The sequence below is a fragment of the Serratia sp. 22264 genome (genome assembly GCF_052045345.1).
GTDB classification, from domain to species: Bacteria; Pseudomonadota; Gammaproteobacteria; order Enterobacterales; family Enterobacteriaceae; genus Serratia; species Serratia plymuthica.
The window spans coordinates 73,193-95,854 of record NZ_JBQEOY010000007.1 but is presented as its reverse complement, the minus strand read 5'-3'; the positions used below and the strand labels follow the sequence as shown (position 1 = coordinate 95,854).

General features: G+C 56.4%; 21 protein-coding genes. 10 read left to right on the top strand and 11 right to left on the bottom strand.

Annotated features, from left to right (window positions below):
• From feoA to greB, 3 genes are all read right to left on the bottom strand, one after another.
• Positions 1–225, bottom strand: a complete 225-nt coding sequence (gene feoA, locus ACTJJ1_RS20855) for a ferrous iron transporter A (RefSeq protein WP_004951370.1) — start codon at positions 223–225, stop codon at positions 1–3.
• A gap of 685 nt (positions 226–910) precedes the next feature.
• Positions 911–3,235 carry a Tex family protein gene (locus tag ACTJJ1_RS20850; RefSeq protein WP_440835116.1) on the bottom strand — a complete coding sequence of 775 codons (2,325 nt, stop codon included), beginning with the start codon at positions 3,233–3,235 and terminating at the stop codon, positions 911–913.
• 179 nt (positions 3,236–3,414) lie between these two features.
• Positions 3,415–3,888, bottom strand: coding sequence for a transcription elongation factor GreB (greB, locus tag ACTJJ1_RS20845; RefSeq protein WP_004951363.1), 474 nt, complete (start codon positions 3,886–3,888; stop codon positions 3,415–3,417).
• Between the two features lie 407 nt (positions 3,889–4,295).
• Here greB and ompR point away from each other — a divergent pair, with 407 nt between their 5' ends.
• On the top strand, positions 4,296–5,015 hold the full coding sequence (ompR, locus tag ACTJJ1_RS20840) for an osmolarity response regulator transcription factor OmpR (protein ID WP_004709363.1): 720 nt from the start codon (positions 4,296–4,298) through the stop codon (positions 5,013–5,015).
• Entirely contained in the window at positions 5,012–6,382 is a 1,371-nt protein-coding gene (gene envZ, locus ACTJJ1_RS20835; RefSeq protein WP_004951358.1) for a two-component system sensor histidine kinase EnvZ, read from the top strand. Before ompR ends, envZ begins: the two co-directional genes overlap by 4 nt.
• Positions 6,383–6,418: 36 nt before the next feature.
• Here envZ and ACTJJ1_RS20830 read toward each other — a convergent pair whose 3' ends face one another.
• The 7 genes from ACTJJ1_RS20830 to ACTJJ1_RS20800 all read right to left on the bottom strand — a co-directional run bounded on the left by ACTJJ1_RS20830 (position 6,419) and on the right by ACTJJ1_RS20800 (position 13,321).
• On the bottom strand, positions 6,419–6,898 hold the full coding sequence (locus tag ACTJJ1_RS20830; protein ID WP_004951355.1) for a type II toxin-antitoxin system VapC family toxin: 480 nt from the start codon (positions 6,896–6,898) through the stop codon (positions 6,419–6,421).
• A complete protein-coding gene (locus tag ACTJJ1_RS20825; protein WP_004951351.1) occupies positions 6,895–7,158 on the bottom strand; it encodes a FitA-like ribbon-helix-helix domain-containing protein in 264 nt (87 codons plus the stop codon). Before ACTJJ1_RS20825 ends, ACTJJ1_RS20830 begins: the two co-directional genes overlap by 4 nt.
• A gap of 126 nt (positions 7,159–7,284) precedes the next feature.
• Positions 7,285–8,904: a phosphoenolpyruvate carboxykinase (ATP) gene (gene pckA / locus ACTJJ1_RS20820; protein WP_004951348.1), complete on the bottom strand. Its 1,620-nt coding sequence runs from the start codon at positions 8,902–8,904 to the stop codon at positions 7,285–7,287.
• A 196-nt stretch (positions 8,905–9,100) separates the two neighbouring features.
• On the bottom strand, positions 9,101–9,979 hold the full coding sequence (hslO, locus tag ACTJJ1_RS20815) for an Hsp33 family molecular chaperone HslO (protein WP_004951344.1): 879 nt from the start codon (positions 9,977–9,979) through the stop codon (positions 9,101–9,103).
• 25 nt (positions 9,980–10,004) lie between these two features.
• Positions 10,005–10,412 carry a ribosome-associated heat shock protein Hsp15 gene (hslR, locus tag ACTJJ1_RS20810; RefSeq protein WP_004951342.1) on the bottom strand — a complete coding sequence of 136 codons (408 nt, stop codon included), beginning with the start codon at positions 10,410–10,412 and terminating at the stop codon, positions 10,005–10,007.
• Positions 10,409–11,089: a GMP/IMP nucleotidase gene (yrfG, locus tag ACTJJ1_RS20805; protein WP_440835111.1), complete on the bottom strand. Its 681-nt coding sequence runs from the start codon at positions 11,087–11,089 to the stop codon at positions 10,409–10,411. The genes hslR and yrfG overlap by 4 nt, the downstream gene beginning before the upstream one ends.
• Before the next feature lie 96 nt (positions 11,090–11,185).
• Positions 11,186–13,321, bottom strand: a complete 2,136-nt coding sequence (locus ACTJJ1_RS20800) for an intracellular growth attenuator family protein (protein ID WP_004951338.1) — start codon at positions 13,319–13,321, stop codon at positions 11,186–11,188.
• A 459-nt stretch (positions 13,322–13,780) separates the two neighbouring features.
• On the opposite strand from ACTJJ1_RS20800, the gene nudE reads away from it, so the two are divergent.
• Positions 13,781–14,335 carry an ADP compounds hydrolase NudE gene (gene nudE / locus ACTJJ1_RS20795; RefSeq protein WP_004951335.1) on the top strand — a complete coding sequence of 185 codons (555 nt, stop codon included), beginning with the start codon at positions 13,781–13,783 and terminating at the stop codon, positions 14,333–14,335.
• 58 nt (positions 14,336–14,393) lie between these two features.
• On the opposite strand, the gene mrcA is transcribed toward nudE, so the two are convergent.
• Complete coding sequence (gene mrcA / locus ACTJJ1_RS20790; RefSeq protein WP_409443879.1) at positions 14,394–16,952, bottom strand: peptidoglycan glycosyltransferase/peptidoglycan DD-transpeptidase MrcA; 2,559 nt, start codon at positions 16,950–16,952, stop codon at positions 14,394–14,396.
• Positions 16,953–17,074: 122 nt separating this feature from the next.
• On the opposite strand from mrcA, the gene pilM reads away from it, so the two are divergent.
• The 7 genes from pilM to aroB all read left to right on the top strand — a co-directional run bounded on the left by pilM (position 17,075) and on the right by aroB (position 22,614).
• Positions 17,075–17,908 carry a pilus assembly protein PilM gene (pilM, locus tag ACTJJ1_RS20785; RefSeq protein WP_440835108.1) on the top strand — a complete coding sequence of 278 codons (834 nt, stop codon included), beginning with the start codon at positions 17,075–17,077 and terminating at the stop codon, positions 17,906–17,908.
• Entirely contained in the window at positions 17,908–18,444 is a 537-nt protein-coding gene (locus ACTJJ1_RS20780; protein ID WP_440835106.1) for a PilN domain-containing protein, read from the top strand. The genes pilM and ACTJJ1_RS20780 overlap by 1 nt, the downstream gene beginning before the upstream one ends.
• Complete coding sequence (locus tag ACTJJ1_RS20775) at positions 18,437–18,958, top strand: hypothetical protein (protein ID WP_122290018.1); 522 nt, start codon at positions 18,437–18,439, stop codon at positions 18,956–18,958. The genes ACTJJ1_RS20780 and ACTJJ1_RS20775 overlap by 8 nt, the downstream gene beginning before the upstream one ends.
• Positions 18,951–19,310 (top strand): DNA utilization family protein, encoded by a 360-nt coding sequence (locus ACTJJ1_RS20770; RefSeq protein ID WP_041417220.1) that lies wholly within the window; start codon positions 18,951–18,953, stop codon positions 19,308–19,310. Before ACTJJ1_RS20775 ends, ACTJJ1_RS20770 begins: the two co-directional genes overlap by 8 nt.
• A complete protein-coding gene (gene hofQ, locus ACTJJ1_RS20765) occupies positions 19,307–20,551 on the top strand; it encodes a DNA uptake porin HofQ (protein WP_440835104.1) in 1,245 nt (414 codons plus the stop codon). The genes ACTJJ1_RS20770 and hofQ overlap by 4 nt, the downstream gene beginning before the upstream one ends.
• Positions 20,552–20,899: 348 nt before the next feature.
• The gene (gene aroK / locus ACTJJ1_RS20760; RefSeq protein ID WP_004391482.1) at positions 20,900–21,421 is read left to right on the top strand and encodes a shikimate kinase AroK; all 522 of its coding nucleotides are present in this window, start codon (positions 20,900–20,902) and stop codon (positions 21,419–21,421) included.
• A gap of 95 nt (positions 21,422–21,516) precedes the next feature.
• Positions 21,517–22,614, top strand: coding sequence for a 3-dehydroquinate synthase (gene aroB / locus ACTJJ1_RS20755; RefSeq protein WP_004951314.1), 1,098 nt, complete (start codon positions 21,517–21,519; stop codon positions 22,612–22,614).
• The last annotated feature ends 48 nt before the right edge of the window (positions 22,615–22,662 follow it).

Below are 22,662 nucleotides of genomic sequence, written 5' to 3'. Positions count from 1 at the left end.
TCAGGATTGGCCGTCGAGCAGGATCAGGGCCAAATCTTTCCTGCGCAGCACCAGGCTGACGCGGCGGGTTTTTATTTCTATCGGGTCCCCAAGCGGCGCGACGCGCACCACTTCGAACGATGAGCCGGGCAGCATGCCGAGCGATAACAGTTTCTGGCGATAGGCCGGGCCGATGTCGTTGGAGAAACCGGCAATTTTATAAGAGCGTTTAGGTTGAAGATGCATATAACCTTCTCAGAGCCCTTGGTCTTGGGCCGATGACGATAAAAGAACGTTCCAGACGAAGCGCCGCGATGAGGATCGCAGGCTGCCGACGTTTTCAATCCATGAGGTAATGCAGTGAACACGCAACGCAATAATAGTGAGAATAGTTATCGTATTCAATACAAAAAGTAGGGGTATTGGTAACCAAAGGTTATGGCACCGACACTTAACGATCGGATTGCCTGATGCCTTTATTTCTATCACCGGGTCTGCAGGGGTGCAAATGCGAATGGCGAGTTAAATCAGTTACGTAATTGCGGCGATTTTTTCCGGTTTGCAAAACTTAGCGACAGATTGAGAGGTTTTTAGAAGGTGTGGCGGCATGCCGGCGTTTATTCGGCAACATCTTGTCTACGGAATGCGAGCGCTAACCATTTGTGTTTCGCCGGGAAATGCCAAAATGAAAACGCCATGTTAATAACGGTGTTAATGAACCGGGATTCGACGTTATTTTCAGGCTTAAAAACCGGGCGTTTATCGCTCAGGAAAAATAAGCGGGTTTATTGAGGCGGGTCAAAAAATAGCGACGCTATTTTTTGAGAAAGGGCGGAGCCGGCTCCGCCCTGTGTACTTTTGGCCTTTCAGTATGCAGGACTGCGCCAGTGACCGGGGCGAATGTATTTGCCCCGGTCATGCCGCGCCCCTGCTATTTCTTACCGAATGCCGCAGCCAGCGCATCACCCATGGCGCTGTTGCCGGCCGGTGAACTGTTGCGCGGTTTGGCCTTATTGGCCGGCGCGCGGGAGGGAGCATCCTTCGCCGGTGCATTGCCGCCGCCGCGACGTGGCGAACCTTCACCCGGTTGCTCGTCCAGACGCATGCTCAGTGCGATGCGCTTGCGCTGCAGATCCACTTCCATCACCTTCACTTTGACGATGTCGCCGGCTTTCACCACGGTGTGCGGATCTTCGACGAATTTGTCCGCCAGCGAGGAGATATGCACCAGGCCGTCCTGATGTACGCCGATATCCACAAAGGCGCCGAAGTTGGTGACGTTAGTGACCGAACCTTCCAAAACCATGCCCGGTTGCAGATCGTTGAGGGTTTCCACACCCTCGGCAAAGGTGGCGGTTTTGAATTCCGGGCGCGGATCGCGGCCCGGTTTCTCCAGCTCTTTCAGGATGTCGGTGACCGTCGGTACGCCGAATTTGTCGTCGGTGAAGTCGCTGGCCTTCAGGCTGCGCACCGCCGCCGGGTTGCCCATCAAATCCTGCAGCGCCTGCCGGGTGGCGGCCAGAATGCGTTCGACCACCGGGTAGGTTTCCGGGTGAACGGTAGAGGCATCCAGCGGGTTGTCGCCGTGGTTGATGCGCAGGAAGCCGGCGCACTGTTCAAAGGCTTTCGGCCCCAGGCGGCTGACTTTCAGCAGTTGTTCGCGGTTGCTGAAGCGCCCGTTCTCATCACGCCAGGTGACGATGTTCTGCGCCATCATGCGCGTCAGGCCGGCCACGCGGGTCAGCAACGGCACTGAGGCGGTGTTCAGATCGACGCCGACGGCGTTTACGCAGTCTTCCACCACCGAGTCCAGCTTCTTCGCCAGTTGGCTTTGGCTGACGTCGTGCTGGTACTGGCCGACGCCGATGGATTTCGGGTCGATTTTGACCAGCTCGGCCAGCGGATCCTGCAAACGGCGGGCGATGGAAACGGCCCCGCGCAGCGAGACGTCGAGGTTCGGGAATTCCAGCGCCGCCAGTTCGGAGGCGGAATACACCGAGGCGCCCGCTTCGCTGACGATCACCTTCTGCGCTTTGACTTCGCTGAACTGCTGCTGCAATTCAAGGTAAAAACGCTCCGTCTCACGCGATGCTGTGCCGTTGCCGATAGCGACCAGCTCCACTTTGTGTTTGATGCACAGTGCGGCGACGATGGCGGCGGCTTTCGCGGCCTGGCCGGTGTGCGGGTAGACGGTATCGGTGGCAACCAGCTTGCCGGTTGCATCCACTACCGCTACCTTTACCCCGGTGCGCAGACCGGGGTCCAGGCCCATGGTGGCGCGCATGCCGGCCGGTGCGGCCATCAGCAGATCCTGCATGTTACGGGCGAAAACGTTGATGGCTTCGTCTTCCGCACGTTCGCGCACCGTGCCCATCAATTCGGTTTCCAGATGCAACAGCACCTTGATGCGCCAGGTCCAGTTGACCACCGCTTTGCGCCAGGCGTCGGCCGGGGCGTTATTCAGGCGCAGATCGAGGTGGCTGATGATGATTTGCTCCGCCTGGCTTTCGCGCGGGGCTTCTTCAAACTGCGGATCGGCGTTCAGCGCCAGCTGCAGCACGCCTTCGTTGCGGCCACGGAACATCGCCAACGCACGGTGTGAAGGCACCTGGGCAATAGGCTCATGGTGATCAAAGTAATCGCGGAACTTGGCGCCGGCTTCTTCTTTGCCTTCCACCACTTTGGACACCAGGTGGGCATGCTTCCACAGGTAGTTACGTACCTTGGCCAGCAGCGCGGCGTCTTCGGCGAAGCGCTCCATCAGGATGTAACGCGCGCCGTCGAGGGCGGCTTTGACATCCGCCACGCCCTTGTCGGCGTCAACGTAGCTTTCGGCCAGCTGTTCCGGCTGTTGCTGCGGATCCTGCCACAGGGTGTCGGCCAATGGTTCCAGACCGGCTTCGATAGCGATTTGGCCACGGGTACGACGTTTGGGTTTGTACGGCAGGTAGAGGTCTTCGAGCTCGGTTTTGCTTTGCGTGGCGTTGATCGCCCCCGCCAGCTGTTCGGTCAGTTTGCCCTGCTCGTCGATTGATTTGAGGATGGTCTGACGGCGGTCTTCCAGTTCACGCAGATAACCCAGGCGGGTTTCCAGCTGGCGCAGTTGGGTGTCGTCCAGGCCCCCGGTGACTTCCTTACGATAGCGTGCGATAAAAGGCACGGTATTACCTTCATCCAGCAGACGGATGGCGGAGTCAACTTGCTCCGGCCGGGCCTGCAGTTCTGTTGCAATAATGCGGCTCAGTGGGTCATTCATAGGTCTGGTATCTGTTGAGAACGGTTAGGAAACAGGGGGACAGTTATACGGATTGATCGGCAAAAATGCCAGTGGCGCTGCCCGTCTTTGCCCGATGCGCCGAGGTTACGCGGGTGGCCGTTGCCGCAAGCTCCGCGGGACAGCGGCCACCTGCGCGGCCGCTCGGAAAAAACCGAATCTTACTTCACGTACTCGATCTCATTCACATACCACAGCGCATCGCCCACCGGGGTGTTGACGGTGGCGGCATCCCCCACCTCTTTTTTAAGCAGGGCGCGGGCCATCGGCGAATCGATGGAGATGTAGTCCCGGCGGCCAAAAATTTCGTCGTAGCCCACGATGCGAAAGCGCTTACACTCGCCATTCTCATTTTCCACTTCCACCCAGGCGCCGAAGAACACCTTGCCTTCCTGTTGCGGCGAATAGTCGACAATCTTCAACTGCTCGAGGCATTTGGTCAGGTAGCGGACGCGGCGATCGATTTCCCGCAATCGTTTTTTGTTGTACTGGTAATCGGCATTTTCACTTCTGTCGCCGAGACTGGCGGCCCAGGTCACTTTCTTGGTGACTTCCGGTCGTTCTTCACGCCAGAGAAAGTCCAGCTCTTGCTTGAGATTGTCGTAACCCTCGCGGGTTATCAGCTGCGTTCTCATTGTTTTCTGCCTTTATGGGGATATCAAAGGTTGCATGACGGTGCTTTGGCTTGGCGTTGCTGGATGCAATAAGCGCTCAATAAAGCATTGGCTCGCAAAATTGCCGACCGCTGACGTTTTTTATCGCCTCGCCTGAGTTACACTGCCGAACCAGCCGCCCGGCTGCAACTTGAAATTCATGGGGCATCGCCCTTGGTCGATTAACGGCGTTATCCCAAATTCAGTCTAAAAATATCGGGATTTTGACGAACGGTCGCCGGCATTTTGATGAAAATTGTTGATAAATGGGCAAAAGAATAAGCTTTGTAACAATTTCGTCTAGAATATATACCATTAAACGCTGTCCGAAATGACAGGGTTTTTTAACAATATTCACGTCAGGCAATAAAGCCTTTGGGAGTAATACAATGCAAGAGAATCATAAGATTCTGGTCGTCGATGATGACATGCGCCTGCGTGCGCTTTTAGAGCGTTATTTAACCGAACAGGGTTTTCAGGTTCGCAGCGTCGCCAACGCTGAGCAAATGGATCGCTTGCTGACTCGTGAATCTTTCCACCTGATGGTGTTGGACCTGATGTTGCCGGGTGAAGATGGGCTGTCCATCTGCCGCCGTCTGCGTAGCCAGAGCAACCCGATGCCGATCATCATGGTGACCGCCAAAGGCGAAGAAGTCGACCGTATCGTTGGGCTGGAAATCGGCGCCGACGACTACATCCCAAAACCTTTCAACCCACGTGAACTGCTGGCCCGCATCCGTGCGGTATTGCGCCGCCAGGCCAACGAACTGCCAGGCGCGCCTTCGCAGGAAGAAGCGGTGATTGCCTTCGGCAAATTCAAACTGAATCTGGGCACCCGTGAAATGTTCCGCGAAGATGAGCCTATGCCATTGACCAGCGGTGAGTTTGCGGTGCTGAAGGCGTTGGTGAGCCACCCGCGTGAACCGCTTTCGCGCGACAAGCTGATGAACCTGGCGCGCGGCCGTGAATATAGCGCGATGGAACGCTCCATCGACGTGCAAATTTCCCGTCTTCGCCGCATGGTTGAAGAAGATCCGGCACATCCACGCTATATCCAGACCGTTTGGGGTCTTGGCTACGTCTTCGTCCCGGACGGCAGCAAGGCATGAGACGATTGCGCTTTTCACCGCGTAGCTCGTTTGCCCGAACCCTGCTGTTGATCGTCACCTTGCTGTTCGTCAGCCTGGTGACGACTTATCTGGTGGTGCTGAACTTCGCCATCCTGCCCAGCTTGCAGCAGTTCAACAAGGTATTGGCCTACGAAGTCCGTATGCTGATGACCGATCGGTTGCAGTTGGAAGATGGCACGTTGTTGGAAGTGCCGCCGGCGTTTCGCCGTGAAATTTACCGCGAGTTGGGGATTTCTCTGTACACCAACTCGGCGGCGGAGGAGAGCGGCCTGCGCTGGGCACAGCACTATCAATTCCTCAGCCAACAGATGGCGCAGCAGCTCGGCGGGCCGACCGACGTACGGGTGGAAGTGAACAAGAACTCACCGGTGGTGTGGCTGAAAACCTGGCTGCAACCTGATATCTGGGTGCGGGTTCCGCTAACTGAAATTCACCAGGGCGATTTCTCGCCGTTGTTCCGCTATACCCTGGCGATTATGCTGTTGGCTATCGGCGGCGCCTGGCTGTTTATCCGTATCCAGAACCGGCCGCTGGTGGAGCTGGAGCACGCGGCCTTGCAGGTCGGTAAAGGCATTATCCCGCCGCCGCTGCGTGAATACGGCGCTTCGGAAGTGCGTTCGGTGACGCGGGCCTTTAATCAGATGGCATCGGGCGTCAAGCAACTGGCCGACGACCGTACGCTGCTGATGGCCGGCGTTAGCCACGATCTTCGCACGCCGCTGACGCGTATCCGCTTGGCGACCGAGATGATGAGCGCCGAAGATGGCTATCTGGCGGAGTCGATCAATAAAGATATCGAAGAGTGCAACGCCATCATCGAGCAGTTTATCGACTATCTGCGCACCGGCCAGGAGATGCAAACCGAGCTCAGCGATCTGAACTCGATTTTGGGCGAAGTCGTGGCGGCCGAGAGCGGCTATGAGCGGGTGATCGAAACCGCCATTGCGCCGGGTGAACTGATGATGAATGTGCATCCGCTGTCGATTAAGCGTGCGGCGGTGAACATGGTGGTGAATGCGGCGCGTTACGGTAACGGCTGGATCAAGGTCAGTAGCGGGCGTGAACTGCAACGCGGCTGGTTCCAGGTGGAGGACGACGGCCCGGGCATCAAGCCTGAAGAACTGAAACACCTGCTGCAGCCGTTTGTCCGCGGCGACAGTGCGCGCAGCACCAGCGGAACCGGGCTTGGTCTGGCTATCGTACAGCGCATTATCGACGGCCATCACGGCGCGTTGGATATCGGTACCAGTGAACGCGGCGGGTTGTTGATCAGGGCTTATATTCCGTTGCCGATGGAGAAAAAAGAGTCGGCCAATGGGCATCAGGCGGCGAAAGAGAACGCATGATACCTGCTGACAGAGGGCCGCCTCGCTGCGGCCTCGTCAGGGTTTTCTGCTCATTACGTAGTATTCCGCCGCTTCTTCATGCAGGCGACGGGTATGACCCATTAGCCAGGGATCGGTGAGGGTGATACCGCTGTGTATAAAGTCCTTGGTGTTACGCGTGGCTAAAGTCGCGCCGTAATGCAGGCATGTTGCGGCTATCTGATTATCAATAATGCTGATGGTTGTGCCCCGACGGCGATTGGCACCCATTAATTCCGCATGCCGTATGGCGCACTCGGCGTCAAAGGGCAAAATTCTTTCTACGAACTCTTCTTGCAGCATCGTGCTGAGATTGTTTTGCAATTCGGTCTGCCTTTTACCCTCGGGCATACAGGCAACGCCGGTGTAGAGCTCTGCAACCACGATCGCGCTGAGATAAAATTCGTAGGTATCCTGCTCATCCAGCCATTTTAAAACATTGTAGTGAGGAGCTGGGCGCAGTAGTTCAGAAACCACGTTAGTATCGAGAATGATCATGCCTGGTCATCATCATCGTCAAAGGTGACAATGCGCGCAGGGGTTTTATCGCGCGGTGGGATCTCCAGCTCAATGCCACCCGACGCGGCGAAATGTTGATGGATACGCGTTCCCAGTCCATAACGCGGCGGTTTTTTCACCAGAGCCTGTTTCAAAATCATGCGTGCCTCCTCCTCCATGGAGTGGCCGTTTTTCGCTGCCGAAATACGCAGCAATTCCTTTATGTCATCGTCCAGATTTCTGACGGTTATGGTAGCCATTGAAATCTCCTTTGCTGTCAATGATTGCACTGCATTATCATCTCGCTTGTCTGGCTAAAAAACAACCGTTAAAAATAAAAAAAGGCGTGGAATCCACGCCTTAGCTGAAGCTGTAAAAAGAGAAAGTTACAGTTTTGGACCGGCGCTGACCAGCGCTGCACCCGCAGGCGTATCGGTATATTTGTCGAAGTTGGTGATAAACCGCTCGGCCAGATCCTGCGCTTTTTCCTGCCACTGCTCAGGGTTGGCGTAGGTAGCACGTGGATCCAGAATCGCCGGGTTGACGCCCGGGAGTGAGGTCGGCATCGCCAGATCGAAGATTGGCAGAGTAATGGTTTCCGCCTTATCGATTTCACCGTTGAGGATGGCGTCAATAATGCCGCGGGTATCCTTGATGGAGATGCGTTTGCCGGTGCCGTTCCAGCCGGTGTTCACCAGGTAGGCTTGTGCGCCGGCGGCCAGCATGCGTTTTACCAGCACTTCAGCATACTGCGTTGGGTGCAGCGTCAGGAAGGCTGCGCCGAAGCAGGAGGAGAAGGTCGGGGTTGGCTCGGTCACGCCGCGCTCGGTACCGGCCAGCTTGGCGGTAAAACCGGACAGGAAGTGGTACTGAGTCTGGTTCGCGGTCAGGCGAGAGACCGGCGGCAACACGCCGAAGGCGTCCGCGGTCAGGAAGATCACCTTGGTGGCATGACCCGCTTTGGAAACCGGTTTGACGATGTTTTGGATGTGGTAGATCGGGTAGGAAACGCGGGTGTTCTCGGTTTTTGAACCGTCGTTGAAGTCGATGGTGCCGTCTGCCAGCACGGCAACGTTTTCCAGCAACGCATCGCGCTTGATGGCGTGATAGATTTCCGGTTCGGCTTCTTCAGACAGCTTGATGGTTTTGGCATAGCAACCACCTTCGAAGTTAAATACGCCGTCGTCATCCCAGCCGTGTTCGTCATCGCCAATCAACTGGCGTTTTGGATCGGTGGACAGGGTGGTTTTGCCGGTGCCGGACAGGCCGAAGAACACGGCCACGTCGCCTTTCTCGCCCACGTTGGCCGAGCAGTGCATGGAAGCGATGCCTTTCAACGGCAGCAGGTAGTTCATTATCGAGAACATACCCTTTTTCATTTCGCCGCCGTACCAGGTGCCGCCAATCAGCTGCATGCGTTCGGTCAGGTTGAAAGCGACGAAGTTTTCCGAGTTCAGGCCCTGTTGCTGCCAGTTCGGGTTGGTGCATTTTGCGCCGTTCATCACCACGAAGTCCGGCTCGAAATCCTGCAACTCTTCGTCAGACGGGCGGATGAACATGTTTTTCACGAAGTGTGCCTGCCAGGCTACTTCAGTGATAAAGCGTACTTTCAGGCGGGAGTCGGCGTTGGCGCCGCAGAAAGTATCTACAACAAACAGACGTTTGCCGGAGAGCTGCGTGGTGACCAGCTGTTTCAGGTCTGCCCAGATTTCAGGGCTGAGGGGTTTGTTGTCGTTTTTGCCTTTGCCTTGATCGGCCCACCAGACGGTGTCGCGGGTGATGTCGTCACGGACGATGTATTTATCTTTCGGGGAACGGCCGGTAAAAATACCGGTGTCGACGGATACGGCGCCCAACTTGGTCACGACCCCACGTTCAAAACCTTCCAGAGACGGGTCTGTTTCTTCCTTGAACAGCAGTTCATAACTCGGGTTGTAAACGATTTCGCCGACGTTATGAATGCCATAAGCGGCCAGCTCCTGAGGGGTTATACCTTTAACACGCATGTCACTACTCCTTGGTCACAGAATTTCTGGCGCCAATTGTAGGGATTCAGCAGTGCGTAACCGCGATAGGTATCAAATAATTAACGTTTTAGGCGGTTTTTCGTTACGATCTGAGAGATAGTCCACGGAAAAAAGCAAGCGTGCAAACGGGGAAAACCGGCAGGCGCAGGGTGCACCCGCCGATACGAGGTGTTACTTAGTGCAACTGTTCGCTTTCGCCGGTGTTACCGGTGTACAGCGCTGCTACATCCACGGCGTCAAAGACATAGTGATTGCCGCAGTAGTCACAGTGCATATCGATATTGCCGTCCTGCTCCAGCATTTGAGCCACTTCTTCGGCCGGCAGCGTAATCAGGGCGTCAGCGCAGCGCTGGCGTGAACAGGTGCAACGGAAGATCACGTCCTGCGGTTCGTAGAGGGTGACTTCTTCCTGATGGTACAGGCGATACAGCACCTCATTGGCCGGCAGGCCGAACAGTTCTTCGCTTTTCACCGTGTTGGTCAGTTGCACCAGATGATCGAAATCATCGGCATTGCCGTCTTGCGCCGGCAGTACCTGCAACAGCATACCGCCCGCAGCCGGTTTGCCTTCTGACTCGCCGGTACGAATGAACAGGCGGGTTGGCAACTGCTCGGACTGGCGGAAGTAGGCTTCAAGGCATTCGGCCAGAGTTTCGCCTTCCAGCGCGACCACGCCCTGATAGCGTTCGCCTTCGGTAGGCGCGATGGTGATCACCATGACGCCGTTGCCAATCATCTGATGCAGCGTGCTGTCGTCGGCAATGTCGCTTTGCACGCGCGCCACGCCCCGCATTTCCTGGCGATTGTTGCCGTTAATCACCGCCAGCTTCAGTGGACCGTCGCCCTGCACTTGCACGGTGATGTCGCCGTCGAACTTCAGGGTTGCCGTCAGCAGGCTGGTGGCGACCAGCAGTTCACCCAACAGCTTTTGTACCGGCGCCGGGTAGTCGTGATTGTTCAGAACCTGCTGATAGGTTTCGCTGACGGTAACCAGCTCACCGCGCACCGCGTAGTTTTCAAACAGGTAACGGTGCAATTGGTCATGGTTGGACATAGTTTTCTCTCATTGCGGCGAGGGGTTATTCCTGCTCACCAAATTTAAATTTAATCAGGTCGCGCCGCTCTTTCTTGTCCGGACGGCGGTCCGGGTGCGGCATGGTCAACGCATTCATCTTGCGCGCGATCGCCATTTTCTCTCGGTTGGCGATACTGGCCTCGGTTTCCTGATACATTTGCTGCGCCTCGTCGGCGCCGCGCCGTTGGCCGGTGAGGGCCAGCACGATCACCGTGCGTTCTTCATTGCCCTGGCGCAGTCTGATCTCTGCATCGATCTCGACAATTTTGCTCGGCTTGCCGCGCTGTCCGTTGTAGTGCACCTTGCCGCCGTCGATCATGTCCCGCGCCAGCGCGCGGGTCTTATAGAAACGAGCCGCCCAGAGCCATTTGTCCAGCCGGACCGCGTCGTCCCGCGTTGCTTTTTCTTTCATCGTTTGCCCTTTTCCAGCGCCGGTATCAACAGGCGGTAGTCGCGCATCGACGGATAGTGCCGGAAGGTTTTCTCCGCCATGCTGGAATCCGGGTTCTGTACGCCCAGGCAGTAGCGAATGCCAAAACTGCGGGCGGCGTCCAAAATAGGCTCGCCGTCATCGATAAACAGCGTGCGCTGCGGATCAAAACCGGTGTGCTGCTGAACGGCCTGCCACAAACGCTGATCTTCTTTCGGATAACCAAATGTGTGGGTGGAAAGCAATAAATCAAGGTGCTTATCCAAACCGGTATGCTCGATTTTTACCGCCAGGCTGTGCGGATGGGCATTGGTCAGCAAAATAGTCTGATGGCCGGCCGCGCGTAAGGCCTGTAAAAAGGGCTCGGTATCCTCGCGCAGACGAGCGCGGTTGCCCACTTCGCTGGTCATGCGATAAATGTCCAGATCGAGCCGTTCGCTCCAGTAATCGAAGCAGTACCAATTCATGGTGTGCTGCACCGCCACATATTCCTGATGAATAATCTGGCTTGCTTCTTCGAGCGGGATAGCGCGTTGTTCGCTTAATGCCTGTGGCACGAGACGCAACCAAAAATGGCTGTCGAACTCCAGATCGAGCAGGGTGCCGTCCATATCCAGCAGGACGGTGTCGATCTCATGCCAGTCAAACTCGGGAACCATGAAAACTCCATAGGCGAACCGTCGGCGGTCCGCAGGATAAGGATAATAGCGTTAGCGTAGCATAAGCTGATGACAGGGCCGAAATCGGCGAGTGACTCAGGCCATCGGCCGCAATGACATTGGGGTAAGCTGCGGGTTAAAGCAACTTTCGTAGTAGCGCTGGATATCGGCGATACGGTGCTGGTTGAGACGATAGCGCTGCGCGAACCGCCAGGCGTTGTAACCCAGAATGACCGTGACCGCCAGCAACAGCAGGCTGGTGCCCAGATAGCGCCACAGGGTGATCATATCCGGTTCGCTATGCAGCGCGATGTGGCGGGTGCCGTTGGCGTCGACGCTGATGTTGGTGATGACGCCCTGGGCTTCGAATGGCGTATGCAACAACATGCCGGCAAGGCGTTGCAGTTCATTCCACTGCTCAAGCGCATTGTATTCGTTTAACGGCACTGCCGGCTGCGGGTGGTTCACCAACTGTTTGCCTTCATCGCTGCTGATCAGGAAACCGCCCGGTGGCGGGCTGTTAAGCGCCGCCGCGGCCTGCCGGGTTTCGTTGTACACGAACGAGGAGGCGGCAACTTTGGTCAGGCTTTCCAGCGATTCGGCGCTCACCGGCCGCAGCAGGACGTTAACCCCTTGCAGCGAGCCTGATTTGGCGCGTTTCACCAGGGTATTCCAGTTTTTGACGTTGCCCAGGTTCACCAGCGCATTCTTGAGCCGGACACAGTCATTTTCCGCTTGGCACAGATCCTGCGTTTTCAGCACGATACCGGAAAAATCATCCAGCAGTATCATGCCCGATTTTTCAATTGCGCTGGCCAGTTGCGGGTTGAGCTTCTGTTCGGCAACTTCAGGATGCAACTGGGTATTCACCGCCGCCAGCAACGCCGAGGCCTTGTCGATGACTTCCGACTCCGGTTGCGGCAGCGGTGCGGCGGTGTTCCAGTAAATCCCCGAGCAGTCGAAAGGCATAAAGTTGGAGGCGTTTGTACCGTTGGCCAGCGGTGGCACATAACACATACCGTTACCCTGGGCTTTCAATTGGTCCCCGATGCGCAAGGTTGTGCCTTCCAACGCTTGCACATTGGTCACCTCAATTTTTTGCGCGCCTTGCAGCCAGGCCGTACTTAGCTTCAGCGGCAGGCTCAGCGGGATGTAGGTCAGCAGTAACACCAGTATCAGCAACGAACTGGCCATCAGAACCGCGTTTTTGCCCCATTGCTGCAGCGGGAAGTTTTTCACCTCATCGTGCAGCGAAAGGAAGCGCCCCTGACGCACCACCTGACGGTTAAGGTAGATATCTACATCGGTGGTTTTCCCCAGATCCTGGGTGATGTAAGGCTGCCAATGCGGCGGGTAAATCAGATCGATGATACCGAGCGAGATGTTGCTTATCTGCCCCTGATTGGATTCGCCAAACAGTCCCCAGCGTTTTGGGGTGCCGCGCAGGCAGTGCACTTCTTTCAGTTCACGCGCGGCCGGCTGGCGGAACAGGTTCCAGCAACCCCAGGCGATGGTCAGCACGGCGACGAAAATCATCCAGGGGATGACCAACACCGGGCTTATCAGGCTGAAAAACAGCAATAGCAGGGCGGCGGAGATGATGCCGGCTTCCTTGATGCCGTTCGGACGATTCAGCGTGTGTTCTTCGGGGGTTTCCTTGCGGATGTTCACCAACTCGACGTGTTCGCTTTCTTCCTTGCGGATCGAGGCGTTTTTGGTTGGCGTTGCCGTTACTACCGGCGGTTGCGGCCGATCGTGGATATGATCTTTCAGCGAATGCCCATTGAGTGAAATGACCAGTGGCAGAGTCTGGGTTTTTATCACTTCCACGTGGTTATCGGCGCTGATGTATTGTTCCCAGAACGGCGGCAGATGCACTTCTTCGGCATCGAGATAATAGCGCCACTTATTGGGTTCATCGCTGGCCAGCCCATAACGGGTAATGGCGTGGGTGACGGGATAAACGTTATCGCTCTGCGGGGTCAGCGCCAGTTTGGCGGACGGCAGCGACGGGCTGCTGCCCGGCAACAGCTTGTTGCTGAGCATATTCTGCAGGCTGAGGTAGTGCTCAACAGCCATGCGTTCTTCGCCGGACAGTTTGCGGTGCGTGGGTTTGATAAAGGGCAGGGCACGTGTCAGCATCGGCTGATTGCGGGCTTTAAACCAAAGATACAGGCCGGCGGCAATCAGGCAGGCAAGCACTAAGGCCAATATCAACACTATTGTGCTCATGCTATCCCCATCTTGCACCCGTGAACCTCACCAACCTGATGAAACGTTGAATATTATACGGAGTAAACGGCCGGCAGGCACTTAGAACAATGAGGGAGGAACAGATTTTCTGTCGCGATCTCATTTATCGATGCAATATATCTGCTCAGTTGCCGTGTCTCCTCTACGCGATGATAGCAACCGGGGGAGGCAGTCGATATCGGCATTATCCTATTTTAATGCTCTCTTTTTGCTGAATGGGTACAGAAAATCGGCGGGTAGCTGGCGAGGCTTGTTAAAAAAAAGTAAATTACAGCTTGTGCTCGTTGCGACAAAGGTTCTCATTAACGCACAATGTGATCAAGATCGAATTTGGTCAGCGTTTGAGCGCATCTGCGCCACGCCAATCATTATTCTGGGTATCCGCGTCATCATCTCTGATGCAGTGGCGCACCGCCGGATAACTCATTTGAGGCAATCATGGATAAACACCTGCAAAAACCTAAAATTCTGAAAGTGGAAACGGTCGCACGTTCGCGTTTATTTAACGTTGAGTCGGTCGATCTGGAGTTCAGTAACGGTGTACGGCGGGTGTATGAGCGGATGCGGCCTTCGGAAAGGGAGGCCGTTATGATTGTCCCGGTGATTGGCGACGACCTGCTGCTGATTCGCGAATATGCGGTGGGCACCGAATCTTACGAGCTGGGTTTCCCCAAAGGGTTGATCGACCCGGGTGAAGGCGTGCTGGAGGCGGCCAACCGCGAACTGATGGAAGAGGTGGGTTTTGGCGCCAAACGCTTCGATTTCCTTAGCCAACTGACCATGGCGCCGTCCTATTTTTCCAGCAAAATGAATATCGTGCTGGCGAACGATCTCTATCTGCAGAGCCTGGAAGGCGACGAGCCTGAGCCGTTGCCGCAGGTGCGTTGGCCGATAGCCGACATGATGTCATTGCTGGCGGAGCCTGATTTCCGCGAGGCGCGCAATGTCAGTGCGCTGTTCCTCACCGAGGCATTTCTGCGCGGCTCGCGTTAGGCATCAATCCCCTATCTCCTCGATAAAAAAAGGGCCAGATTTCTCTGGCCCTTCTCTATTAGAACAGTTCGTGGCTTTCGCCGCCGGGGTCCGTCAACGTAGTGCCGGTATCCCGTGTCGGGTAGCTTGTCGGCTGAGTACCTTCGATAAAGTATTCAGAGCGACTGCCGCCGCCGCCGCCGGAAAGCTTGCCGCTGCTTTTGTCGATGGTGACGCTGATAATGCCCGGCGGTGGGGTGACTTTTTGCTCCGGAATGCCTTCCAGCGCGACCTTCATAAAATCATCCCATGCCGGTTGTGCGCTCTTCGCACCGCCTTCACCGCCGGAGATCTGATCTTCGATGGCGCCGGAAGCCGTTGCGCGGCCGAGGTCGCGGCGATGATCATCGAAACCAATCCATACCGACGTGACGGTATCGGGGCCATAGCCGGAGAACCAGGCGTCTTTTGAACTGTTGGTGGTCCCGGTTTTGCCGCCGATATCATGCCGCTTCAAATCGCGTCCGGCGCGCCACGCGGTCCCCATCCAACCCGGTTCGCCAAAGATGTTGCTGTTCAGCGCATCGTGCATCAGGAACGCCAACTGGGTACTGATGACATGCGGCGCATACTGCTGATCGCCATCCTGCTGAACCTGAGCCGGCGTAACCTGTTCCAGTTGCGGCATCGGTACGTTACCGTTACCGCCTTCCTGCGATGTCGCGACGTTTTCGACGTTATCGTCGGAAAGCACGGCGGAACGATGGGTATCGCCATAAATCACCGGCAGATTGCAGCTGTCGCAGACCACTTTGGGTCTGGTTTCAAACACGGTATTGCCGGTTTCATCTTCGATTTTGGTGATGAAATACGGGTCGACCAGATAACCGCCGTTTGCCAGTACCGCATAACCGCGCACCAGTTGCATCGGAGTGAACGAAGCCGAACCCAGCGCCAGCGATTCGGTGTGCACGATGTTTTGCGCCGGGAAACCGAAACGTTGCAGATATTCCGCCGCGTAGTCGACACCCATTGCACGCATGGCGCGCACCATCACTACGTTCTTCGACTGTCCCAACCCCTGACGCAGGCGAATAGGGCCGTCGTAGGTTGGCGGTGAGTTCTTCGGCCGCCAGTCAGTACCGGCACCGGCGTCCCAGCGGGTGACCGGCAGATCGTTCAGGATAGTGGCCAGGGTCAGGCCTTTGTCCATCGCCGCGGTGTACAGGAACGGCTTGATGTTAGAGCCGACCTGACGCAGCGCCTGGGTAACGCGGTTGAACTTGCTCTGATTGAAGTCAAACCCGCCTACCAACGCTTTCACGGCGCCATCATTCGGGTTGATCGACACCAACGCCGAGTTGACGTCCGGCACCTGCGACAGCCACCAGCTTTCGTTCACCTTGCGTACCCACACCTGCTGGCCGGCCTGCACCACGTCGGTCACGCGTTTTGGCGTTGGGCCTTGCTGCGTATCGGACTTGAACGGCCGCGCCCAGCGCATGGTGGCCAGTGGCAAGGCAATATTGCTGCCATCGGCCAGCATGGCCGTCGCTTCATCGGCGGTCGCTTTGGTAATCACCGCAGGCGCCAGCGGGCCATAATTCGGCAGGTTTTTCAGTGAATCGACGATCTGTTTTTGATCCCAGGCCGCCTCGCCCACTTTCCACAGCACGTTGGACGGGCCGCGGTAGCCGTGACGCATGTCATACGCCAGCACGTTGTTGCGTACCGACTCCTGCGCCGCCAACTGCAGCTTTTTGGTGATGGTGGTATAGACCTTGTAACCGTCGGTATAGGCGTTCTCACCGTAACGCTTGATCATCTCCTGACGCACCATCTCGGAGAGATAGGGGGCGGAGAAGTTGATTTCCGGCGCATGGTAGTTGGCCACCAGATCTTCGCTACGGGCCTGATCGTACTGAGCCTGGGTGATGTAATGCTCATCCAGCATGCGCGACAGCACCACATTGCGGCGAGCCACGGCACGATCGTGCGAGTAAAGCGGGTTGAAGGTTGATGGCGCCTTAGGCAAGCCGGCGATGGTCGCCATTTCGCTCAAGGTCAGTTGGCCGACGTCCTTGCCGAAGTAGACCTGCGCTGCAGCGCCTACGCCGTAAGCGCGGTAACCCAGGTAGATCTTGTTCAGATACAGCTCGAGGATTTCGTCTTTGGTCAGCATCTGTTCGATGCGTACCGCCAGGAAGGCTTCCTTGATCTTGCGCATCAGGGTGCGTTCCGGGCTTAAAAAGAAGTTTCTCGCCAACTGTTGGGTAATGGTACTCGCCCCTTGTGACGCATGGCCGGAGACCAGTGCAATAGAGGCGGCACGGAAGATACCGACCGGATCGACGCCGTGATGTTCATAGAAACGGCTGTCTTCGGTGGCGATAAACGCATGCACCATGACCGGCGGAATTTGGTTCAGCTTCAGCGGAATACGGCGTTTTTCGCCGTATTGGGCGATCAGTTCGCCATCGGCGCTGTAAACCTGCATCGGTATCTGCAGCCGTACGTCTTTCAGCGTTGCAACGTCAGGCAGCTGCGGCTCGACATATTTGTACAAGCCAAAAATCGAGGCTGCCCCCAACACGATGCAACACACTGCAAGGATTAGTAAATACTTTACGAACTTCACCTGAGATTTCCCATTTTCATGTCATTTGGGCAGTTTATAAACAACCGCGCGGTAGTATAAAGGCAAGCCTGCAACATGGATATGTTCTTTTATCATCTGACGATATGGAGGTCGGGCGAAATATGTTATCTCAAGCATGGCAGGTGGGGCTGGATATACAAAGTAACCGCATTTGCGCCGTGGCGGCACAGCGCCGCCGCAACGGTTGGCAACTGCGTCACTGGTGGCAGCAAACGCTGCCGCAAGCGGTGCTGCGCGAAAGGTGTCTCGAACAACCCGAGGTGCTGACTCACGCACTGCGGCAATGGCGGGTCCAGTTGCCAAGACATATTTGCTTACGCATTGCTTTGCCTGCCCAGCGAGTTTTGCAGCATCTGATGCCGATGCCGGATGCCAGGCTGAAAGAGCCGGCGCGCGGTGATTATATTACCCGTCATGGTCTGAAGCAGTTCCCGCTGGATAGCCAGACATTGGCGCTGGACTACCGCCAATCTCCGCCTGACTCTGCCGCTTTGTTGCTCACCGCCGCGCGCCAGCAAGAGTTGCAGCAGTGGCTGCATTGTTTGCGTCAGGCCAATTTACGGCCGCAGGTGGTCGACATCACTCCTTGTGCCTTGCACATGATGGCATTTGCCGCAGGCGTACCGGCTGAAGCCGGTTTGCTGCACCGTCTCGATCGGGAGTGGCTGTGGACCGCCCCGCGCCGCACGGCCTTTGCCTATGGCATTTTGCCGGAGGGCGAGGCAAGCCAGGCGCTGGCGGCGATGCATGCAGCCTGCCCGTCAATCGGTGAGCAGCCGATTTATTACAGCAGCGTGGTGGACGAGCCGCCTCCTCAGGGGTGTTTGCCATGGTCACCGTTCAGCGCGTTCAACCAATTGCGGCCCCCGTTACCCCGATTGCCGGGGGCATTTGTGTTGGCCGGGGGGCTGGCGCTGCGCAGCGGGGACAACTGATGTATCAGGTCAACCTTCTGCCCTGGCGCAGGCTGGCCCAGCGCCGCCGTTGTGCCTTCTGGTTACGAATTTTCGTCTTGCAACTGGTGTTGATACTGGCGGCAATGGCGGTTGTTTTTGGCCTGATGAGTCATCAACAAACACAGCGGCATGAGGCTTTGTCGACGCTGTCCCGGCAACAGGCGGCGTTGGCGGAGCGCTATCAGCAACTCCAGCAGGCGATGGCGCGTTTGGCTCGCTTAACCACGCAAGCGGATCAGCAGGAGAAGAACCAGGCGCACAATCGGCGTTATCTGCAGCTGTTACAGCAGTTTGCGGTCATTCTTCCAGCGCCGATGTGGCTTACCTCGTTGGAAAGCAACGCACAACATATCACGCTGCGGGGCCTCAGCCGCCGATATGGGGCTGTCGTCCAGTTTGAGCGGCAACTGGCGGTACTGCCGCTATTGCAGCGCTGTCGGTTGGCGGACGTGGTACAGCGCCAGGATGGCCTGTTCTCATTCACTCTGATGGCGCAATGGGGGCTGAATGGATAAGCCGTTGCCACTCTGGACAAGGCACTGGCTGAACCTGCCGGGTTGGAAGCTGCTGGTTGCGCAGGGGATGGTGTTGGGCTGCCTGGCTTTGCTGCTCGTCATGCTTTTTCTGCACGAGAAATGGCAGCAGCGGGAGCGCACATTGGCGGAGCAACAGCGTCTGATTGAGCAGATTGAGCCGTTAAGACAGCAGTTGGCCCAGATGCCAACGTTGGAGGAGATTAATCTTCGCTTGCAGCAGTACGCGCTCAAGCCCGTCGCCCATGGCGATTTGACGCAAGTGCTGCCGTTGGCGGGTGCTGCATTGCAACGCTGGCAGCAGCAGGAGAAATCGCAGCGTCAAACCCTGAGCCTGAACATTCATTACGGCGGTTTATTGCGGCTGCTGGAGGCGTTGCCTCCCGCATTTCGCATCGATCAAATAACCCTTGAAGCACAGGCTGACGATCTGACGGTGCACTTCGTTTTACACGACGCGCCGGCAGACGCCGCTCCGGTAAATGCGGATGAATAAAGGTTATGGGGTTTGGTGGCTGTTGCTGCCGTGGGCGTTGATGGCGCAACCGCGCAATCCCTTTATGCCGCCACCCGCGTCTGAGTGCCTGACGCAGAGAGAATCACCGGCAAACTGGCTTTTGAAGGGGACCGTCGGGCAGGCAGCGTCGCGCCATGCCTGGGTGGTCACGCCCGCAGGGCAGTGGTTGCGTTTAGAGTCTCGGCAAAGTCTGCTGGGGGGGCGCTGGCGAGTGGAACAGGTGTTTGAGGGGCGGCTGGTGTTGAAAGCGGGTCCTGAAGATCCGGCTTGTCCGGCGGCTGACAATACCCTGGTGCTGACATTGGGAAACCATAAGGAAGAAAAAAAATGAAAGGAGGCATTTGGCTGGGCGCGGTGCTGTGGGGTATTGCTGCCTACGGCATGGCGACACAGAACAAGGAACCGATATCGATGGCGTTTCAGGACGCGCCGGTAACCCTGGTATTGCAGGCGCTGGCGGATTATCAGCAACTCAATGTGGTCACCGCGACTGGCGTGGGCGGCAACCTGACGTTGCGGTTGGATAACGTGTCCTGGCAGCAAGCGCTGGCGGTGATCCTGCGTATGGGAAAGCTGTCGATGACGCTGGAAGGCAACGTCATGATGGTGTTTCCCGAACCGGATGAACAGGAGAAACAACGGCAACAGTTGGCTTTGGCGCAAAAGCAGCCGCTGGAAAGCGTAACCCTGACGTTAAATCATGCCGATGCGGTTGAGATTGCCGAAAATTTGAATGCCCAGGGCAGTATTTTACTGAGCGAGCGCGGCAGCGTTGTGGCGGATAAACGCACTAACGCGCTGCTGATCCGCGATACTGCCCCAATCGTGGCGTTATTAACCAAGCGCATCGCGGAAATGGATGCGCCGTTGGCGCAGGTACAGCTGGCGGCGCATATTGTCACCATTAACAGTGAAAGTTTGCGCGAGCTCGGCGTGCGTTGGGGCCTGGCCACGGATGAAGGTGCTGCAAAGCCATTGCGGATGGGGGATTTTAACGTGAGCTTGCCGCTGGAACGCAGCGCGGTCAGCGCCGGTTTCCACCTGGCGCGCATCGGCGGACGGCTGCTGGATCTGGAGCTAATGGCACTGGAGCAGGAGAACCGGGTTGAAATCATCGCCAGCCCGCGCTTGCTGACTGCGCATCAGCAAACCGCCAGCATTAAGCAGGGTACGGAAATCCCGTATGAGGTGAAGAGCGGCAGCAGCGGGGCGACATCGATGGAGTTCAAGGAGGCTGTATTGGGCATGGAGGTGACGCCGAAAATTTTGCCGAACGGCCGCATTACGCTGACGCTGCAAATCAGCCAGAACATGCCCGGGCGTTCCATCAGCCGGGCGGATGGCGAGGCGCTGGCGATCGATAAGCAGGAGATCAAAACCCAGGTGACGGTGAAAGACGGTGAAACCATTGTATTGGGCGGCGTATTTCAGCGCCAGAGCGCTCAGGGGGCGGACAAGGTACCGGGGCTCGGGGATATTCCACTGCTGGGTTCCTTGTTCAAACAGAGCACCAAACAGCATAAACGACGCGAGCTGGTGATATTCATTACTCCGACATTGATTAAGGCATGAGCAGCAAGCTGTCAGGTTCGGTGGAAATCGCCTAAAGTTGATGAGCAGATGCACTTTTTTCTCACCTTGGGGGCATCTGCGTTTGACGCTGCGGCCGATTTAGCTTACAAGGGTTACCGAATTGAGCACCGAGGTTTTTTGTTAACGCCAAGACGCCGTTAAAAACGTATGGTTTCCCTCCTGCGGCGTGGATTGCGATTTATTCGGTTGCCAAACTACCAAGAGTGTTGAGATAATTTTCCGTCTGATCTCGCACTATCGCTCATGAGGTTTCAGTTTAGGTCCCGCCGCTGATTTGATTGGCGGGGCGGGTTAACATTAACGAATAGTCTTAGTAATACCAAAAACATGGCAGAGAAACGCAATATCTTTCTGGTTGGGCCTATGGGTGCCGGCAAAAGCACTATTGGCCGTCAGTTAGCTCAGCAACTCAATATGGAGTTCTTCGACTCCGATCAAGAAATTGAGCGACGTACCGGAGCTGACGTGGGCTGGGTATTCGACGTGGAAGGTGAAGAAGGTTTCCGCGATCGTGAAGAAAAAGTCATTAATGAACTGACGGAAAAGCAAGGGATTGTGCTGGCTACCGGCGGTGGTTCGGTTAAATCGCGTGAAACGCGTAACCGTCTGTCGGCGCGTGGTGTCGTGGTTTATTTGGAAACCACCATCGAGAAGCAGTTGGCCCGCACTCAGCGCGACAAAAAGCGTCCGTTGTTGCAGGTTGATTCTCCTCCGCGCGAAGTGCTGGAAGCGTTGGCGAAAGAGCGCAATCCGTTATACGAAGAAATTGCAGATGTCACCATCCGCACCGACGATCAAAGCGCTAAAGTGGTTGCCAACCAGATTATCAATATGCTGGAAAGCAACTGATTGCGGTTTCCGTGTTCGCCACGGCAAATGCGGAAAGACTGATTGTGTTCCCCGCAACAGCGGGGATAAACCACACATTGAGAACTGAGCGCGACATGGAGAGAATTACCGTAACGCTTGGGGAGCGCAGCTACCCGATTACCATAGCCGCCGGATTGTTTAACGATCCGGCTTCTTTTATGCCGCTAAAGGCGGGTGAACAGGTCATGCTGGTCACCAACCAGACCTTGGCGCCGCTCTATCTGGACCGGGTCCGGAAGGTGCTTGAACAGGCGGGCGTAATGGTGGATCAGGTGATTTTGCCTGATGGCGAACAGTATAAATCCCTTGCCGTGCTTGAGCAGGTGTTCTCGGCGCTGCTGCAAAAGCCTCACGGTCGCGATACCACATTGATCGCGCTCGGCGGCGGCGTGGTGGGCGATCTTACCGGTTTTGCCGCGGCTTGCTATCAGCGCGGTGTCCGCTTTATTCAGGTTCCTACCACCTTGCTTTCGCAGGTGGACTCTTCCGTTGGCGGCAAAACCGCCGTCAATCATCCGCTCGGTAAAAACATGATCGGCGCATTCTATCAGCCTGCTTCAGTGGTGGTTGATCTGGACTGCCTGAAAACCTTACCGGCGCGTGAGCTCTCCTCTGGTCTGGCTGAAGTGATCAAGTACGGGATCATTCTCGACAGTGATTTCTTCGTCTGGCTGGAAAACAACATCGATGCGTTGGTTGCGCTGGATATGAATGCCCTGGGCTATTGTATCCGCCGTTGCTGTGAACTGAAGGCCGAGGTGGTTGCCGCTGATGAACGCGAAAGCGGTCTGCGCGCGCTGCTGAATCTGGGCCATACTTATGGCCATGCGATTGAAGCAGAAATGGGCTATGGTGTATGGCTGCACGGCGAAGCCGTTGCCGCCGGCATGATGATGGCGGCGGAAACCGCGCATCGTCTCGGCCAGTTCTCCGCCGAGGATATTGAACGCATTAAAACCCTGTTGTTGCGCGCGGGTTTACCGGTGTGCGGGCCGCAGGAAATGGCGCCGGAATCTTATTTGCCGCACATGATGCGCGACAAGAAAGTGTTGGCCGGCGAACTGCGTCTGGTACTGCCGACGGCCATTGGTCAGGCGGAAGTTCGTGGCGGAGTCGGGCATGATGTGGTGCTTGCTTCTATCGCGGCTTGCTTGCCTGAACGGAACGCCTGAGTAAATCGGACGAAGTAACAGTGGCTTAGCCGCTGTTTACATCTATAT

What these genes read in the sequence shown, in the direction of transcription:
- feoA (WP_004951370.1), bottom strand. Translation starts at nt 225, where the DNA reads ATGCATCTTCAACCTAAACGCTCTTATAAAATTGCCGGTTTCTCCAAC.
- ACTJJ1_RS20850 (WP_440835116.1), bottom strand. Translation starts at nt 3,235, where the DNA reads ATGAATGACCCACTGAGCCGCATTATTGCAACAGAACTGCAGGCCCGG.
- greB (WP_004951363.1), bottom strand. Translation starts at nt 3,888, where the DNA reads ATGAGAACGCAGCTGATAACCCGCGAGGGTTACGACAATCTCAAGCAA.
- ompR (WP_004709363.1), top strand. Translation starts at nt 4,296, where the DNA reads ATGCAAGAGAATCATAAGATTCTGGTCGTCGATGATGACATGCGCCTG.
- envZ (WP_004951358.1), top strand. Translation starts at nt 5,012, where the DNA reads ATGAGACGATTGCGCTTTTCACCGCGTAGCTCGTTTGCCCGAACCCTG.
- ACTJJ1_RS20830 (WP_004951355.1), bottom strand. Translation starts at nt 6,898, where the DNA reads ATGATCATTCTCGATACTAACGTGGTTTCTGAACTACTGCGCCCAGCT.
- ACTJJ1_RS20825 (WP_004951351.1), bottom strand. Translation starts at nt 7,158, where the DNA reads ATGGCTACCATAACCGTCAGAAATCTGGACGATGACATAAAGGAATTG.
- pckA (WP_004951348.1), bottom strand. Translation starts at nt 8,904, where the DNA reads ATGCGTGTTAAAGGTATAACCCCTCAGGAGCTGGCCGCTTATGGCATT.
- hslO (WP_004951344.1), bottom strand. Translation starts at nt 9,979, where the DNA reads ATGTCCAACCATGACCAATTGCACCGTTACCTGTTTGAAAACTACGCG.
- hslR (WP_004951342.1), bottom strand. Translation starts at nt 10,412, where the DNA reads ATGAAAGAAAAAGCAACGCGGGACGACGCGGTCCGGCTGGACAAATGG.
- yrfG (WP_440835111.1), bottom strand. Translation starts at nt 11,089, where the DNA reads ATGGTTCCCGAGTTTGACTGGCATGAGATCGACACCGTCCTGCTGGAT.
- ACTJJ1_RS20800 (WP_004951338.1), bottom strand. Translation starts at nt 13,321, where the DNA reads ATGAGCACAATAGTGTTGATATTGGCCTTAGTGCTTGCCTGCCTGATT.
- nudE (WP_004951335.1), top strand. Translation starts at nt 13,781, where the DNA reads ATGGATAAACACCTGCAAAAACCTAAAATTCTGAAAGTGGAAACGGTC.
- pilM (WP_440835108.1), top strand. Translation starts at nt 17,075, where the DNA reads ATGTTATCTCAAGCATGGCAGGTGGGGCTGGATATACAAAGTAACCGC.
- ACTJJ1_RS20780 (WP_440835106.1), top strand. Translation starts at nt 17,908, where the DNA reads ATGTATCAGGTCAACCTTCTGCCCTGGCGCAGGCTGGCCCAGCGCCGC.
- ACTJJ1_RS20775 (WP_122290018.1), top strand. Translation starts at nt 18,437, where the DNA reads ATGGATAAGCCGTTGCCACTCTGGACAAGGCACTGGCTGAACCTGCCG.
- ACTJJ1_RS20770 (WP_041417220.1), top strand. Translation starts at nt 18,951, where the DNA reads ATGAATAAAGGTTATGGGGTTTGGTGGCTGTTGCTGCCGTGGGCGTTG.
- hofQ (WP_440835104.1), top strand. Translation starts at nt 19,307, where the DNA reads ATGAAAGGAGGCATTTGGCTGGGCGCGGTGCTGTGGGGTATTGCTGCC.
- aroK (WP_004391482.1), top strand. Translation starts at nt 20,900, where the DNA reads ATGGCAGAGAAACGCAATATCTTTCTGGTTGGGCCTATGGGTGCCGGC.
- aroB (WP_004951314.1), top strand. Translation starts at nt 21,517, where the DNA reads ATGGAGAGAATTACCGTAACGCTTGGGGAGCGCAGCTACCCGATTACC.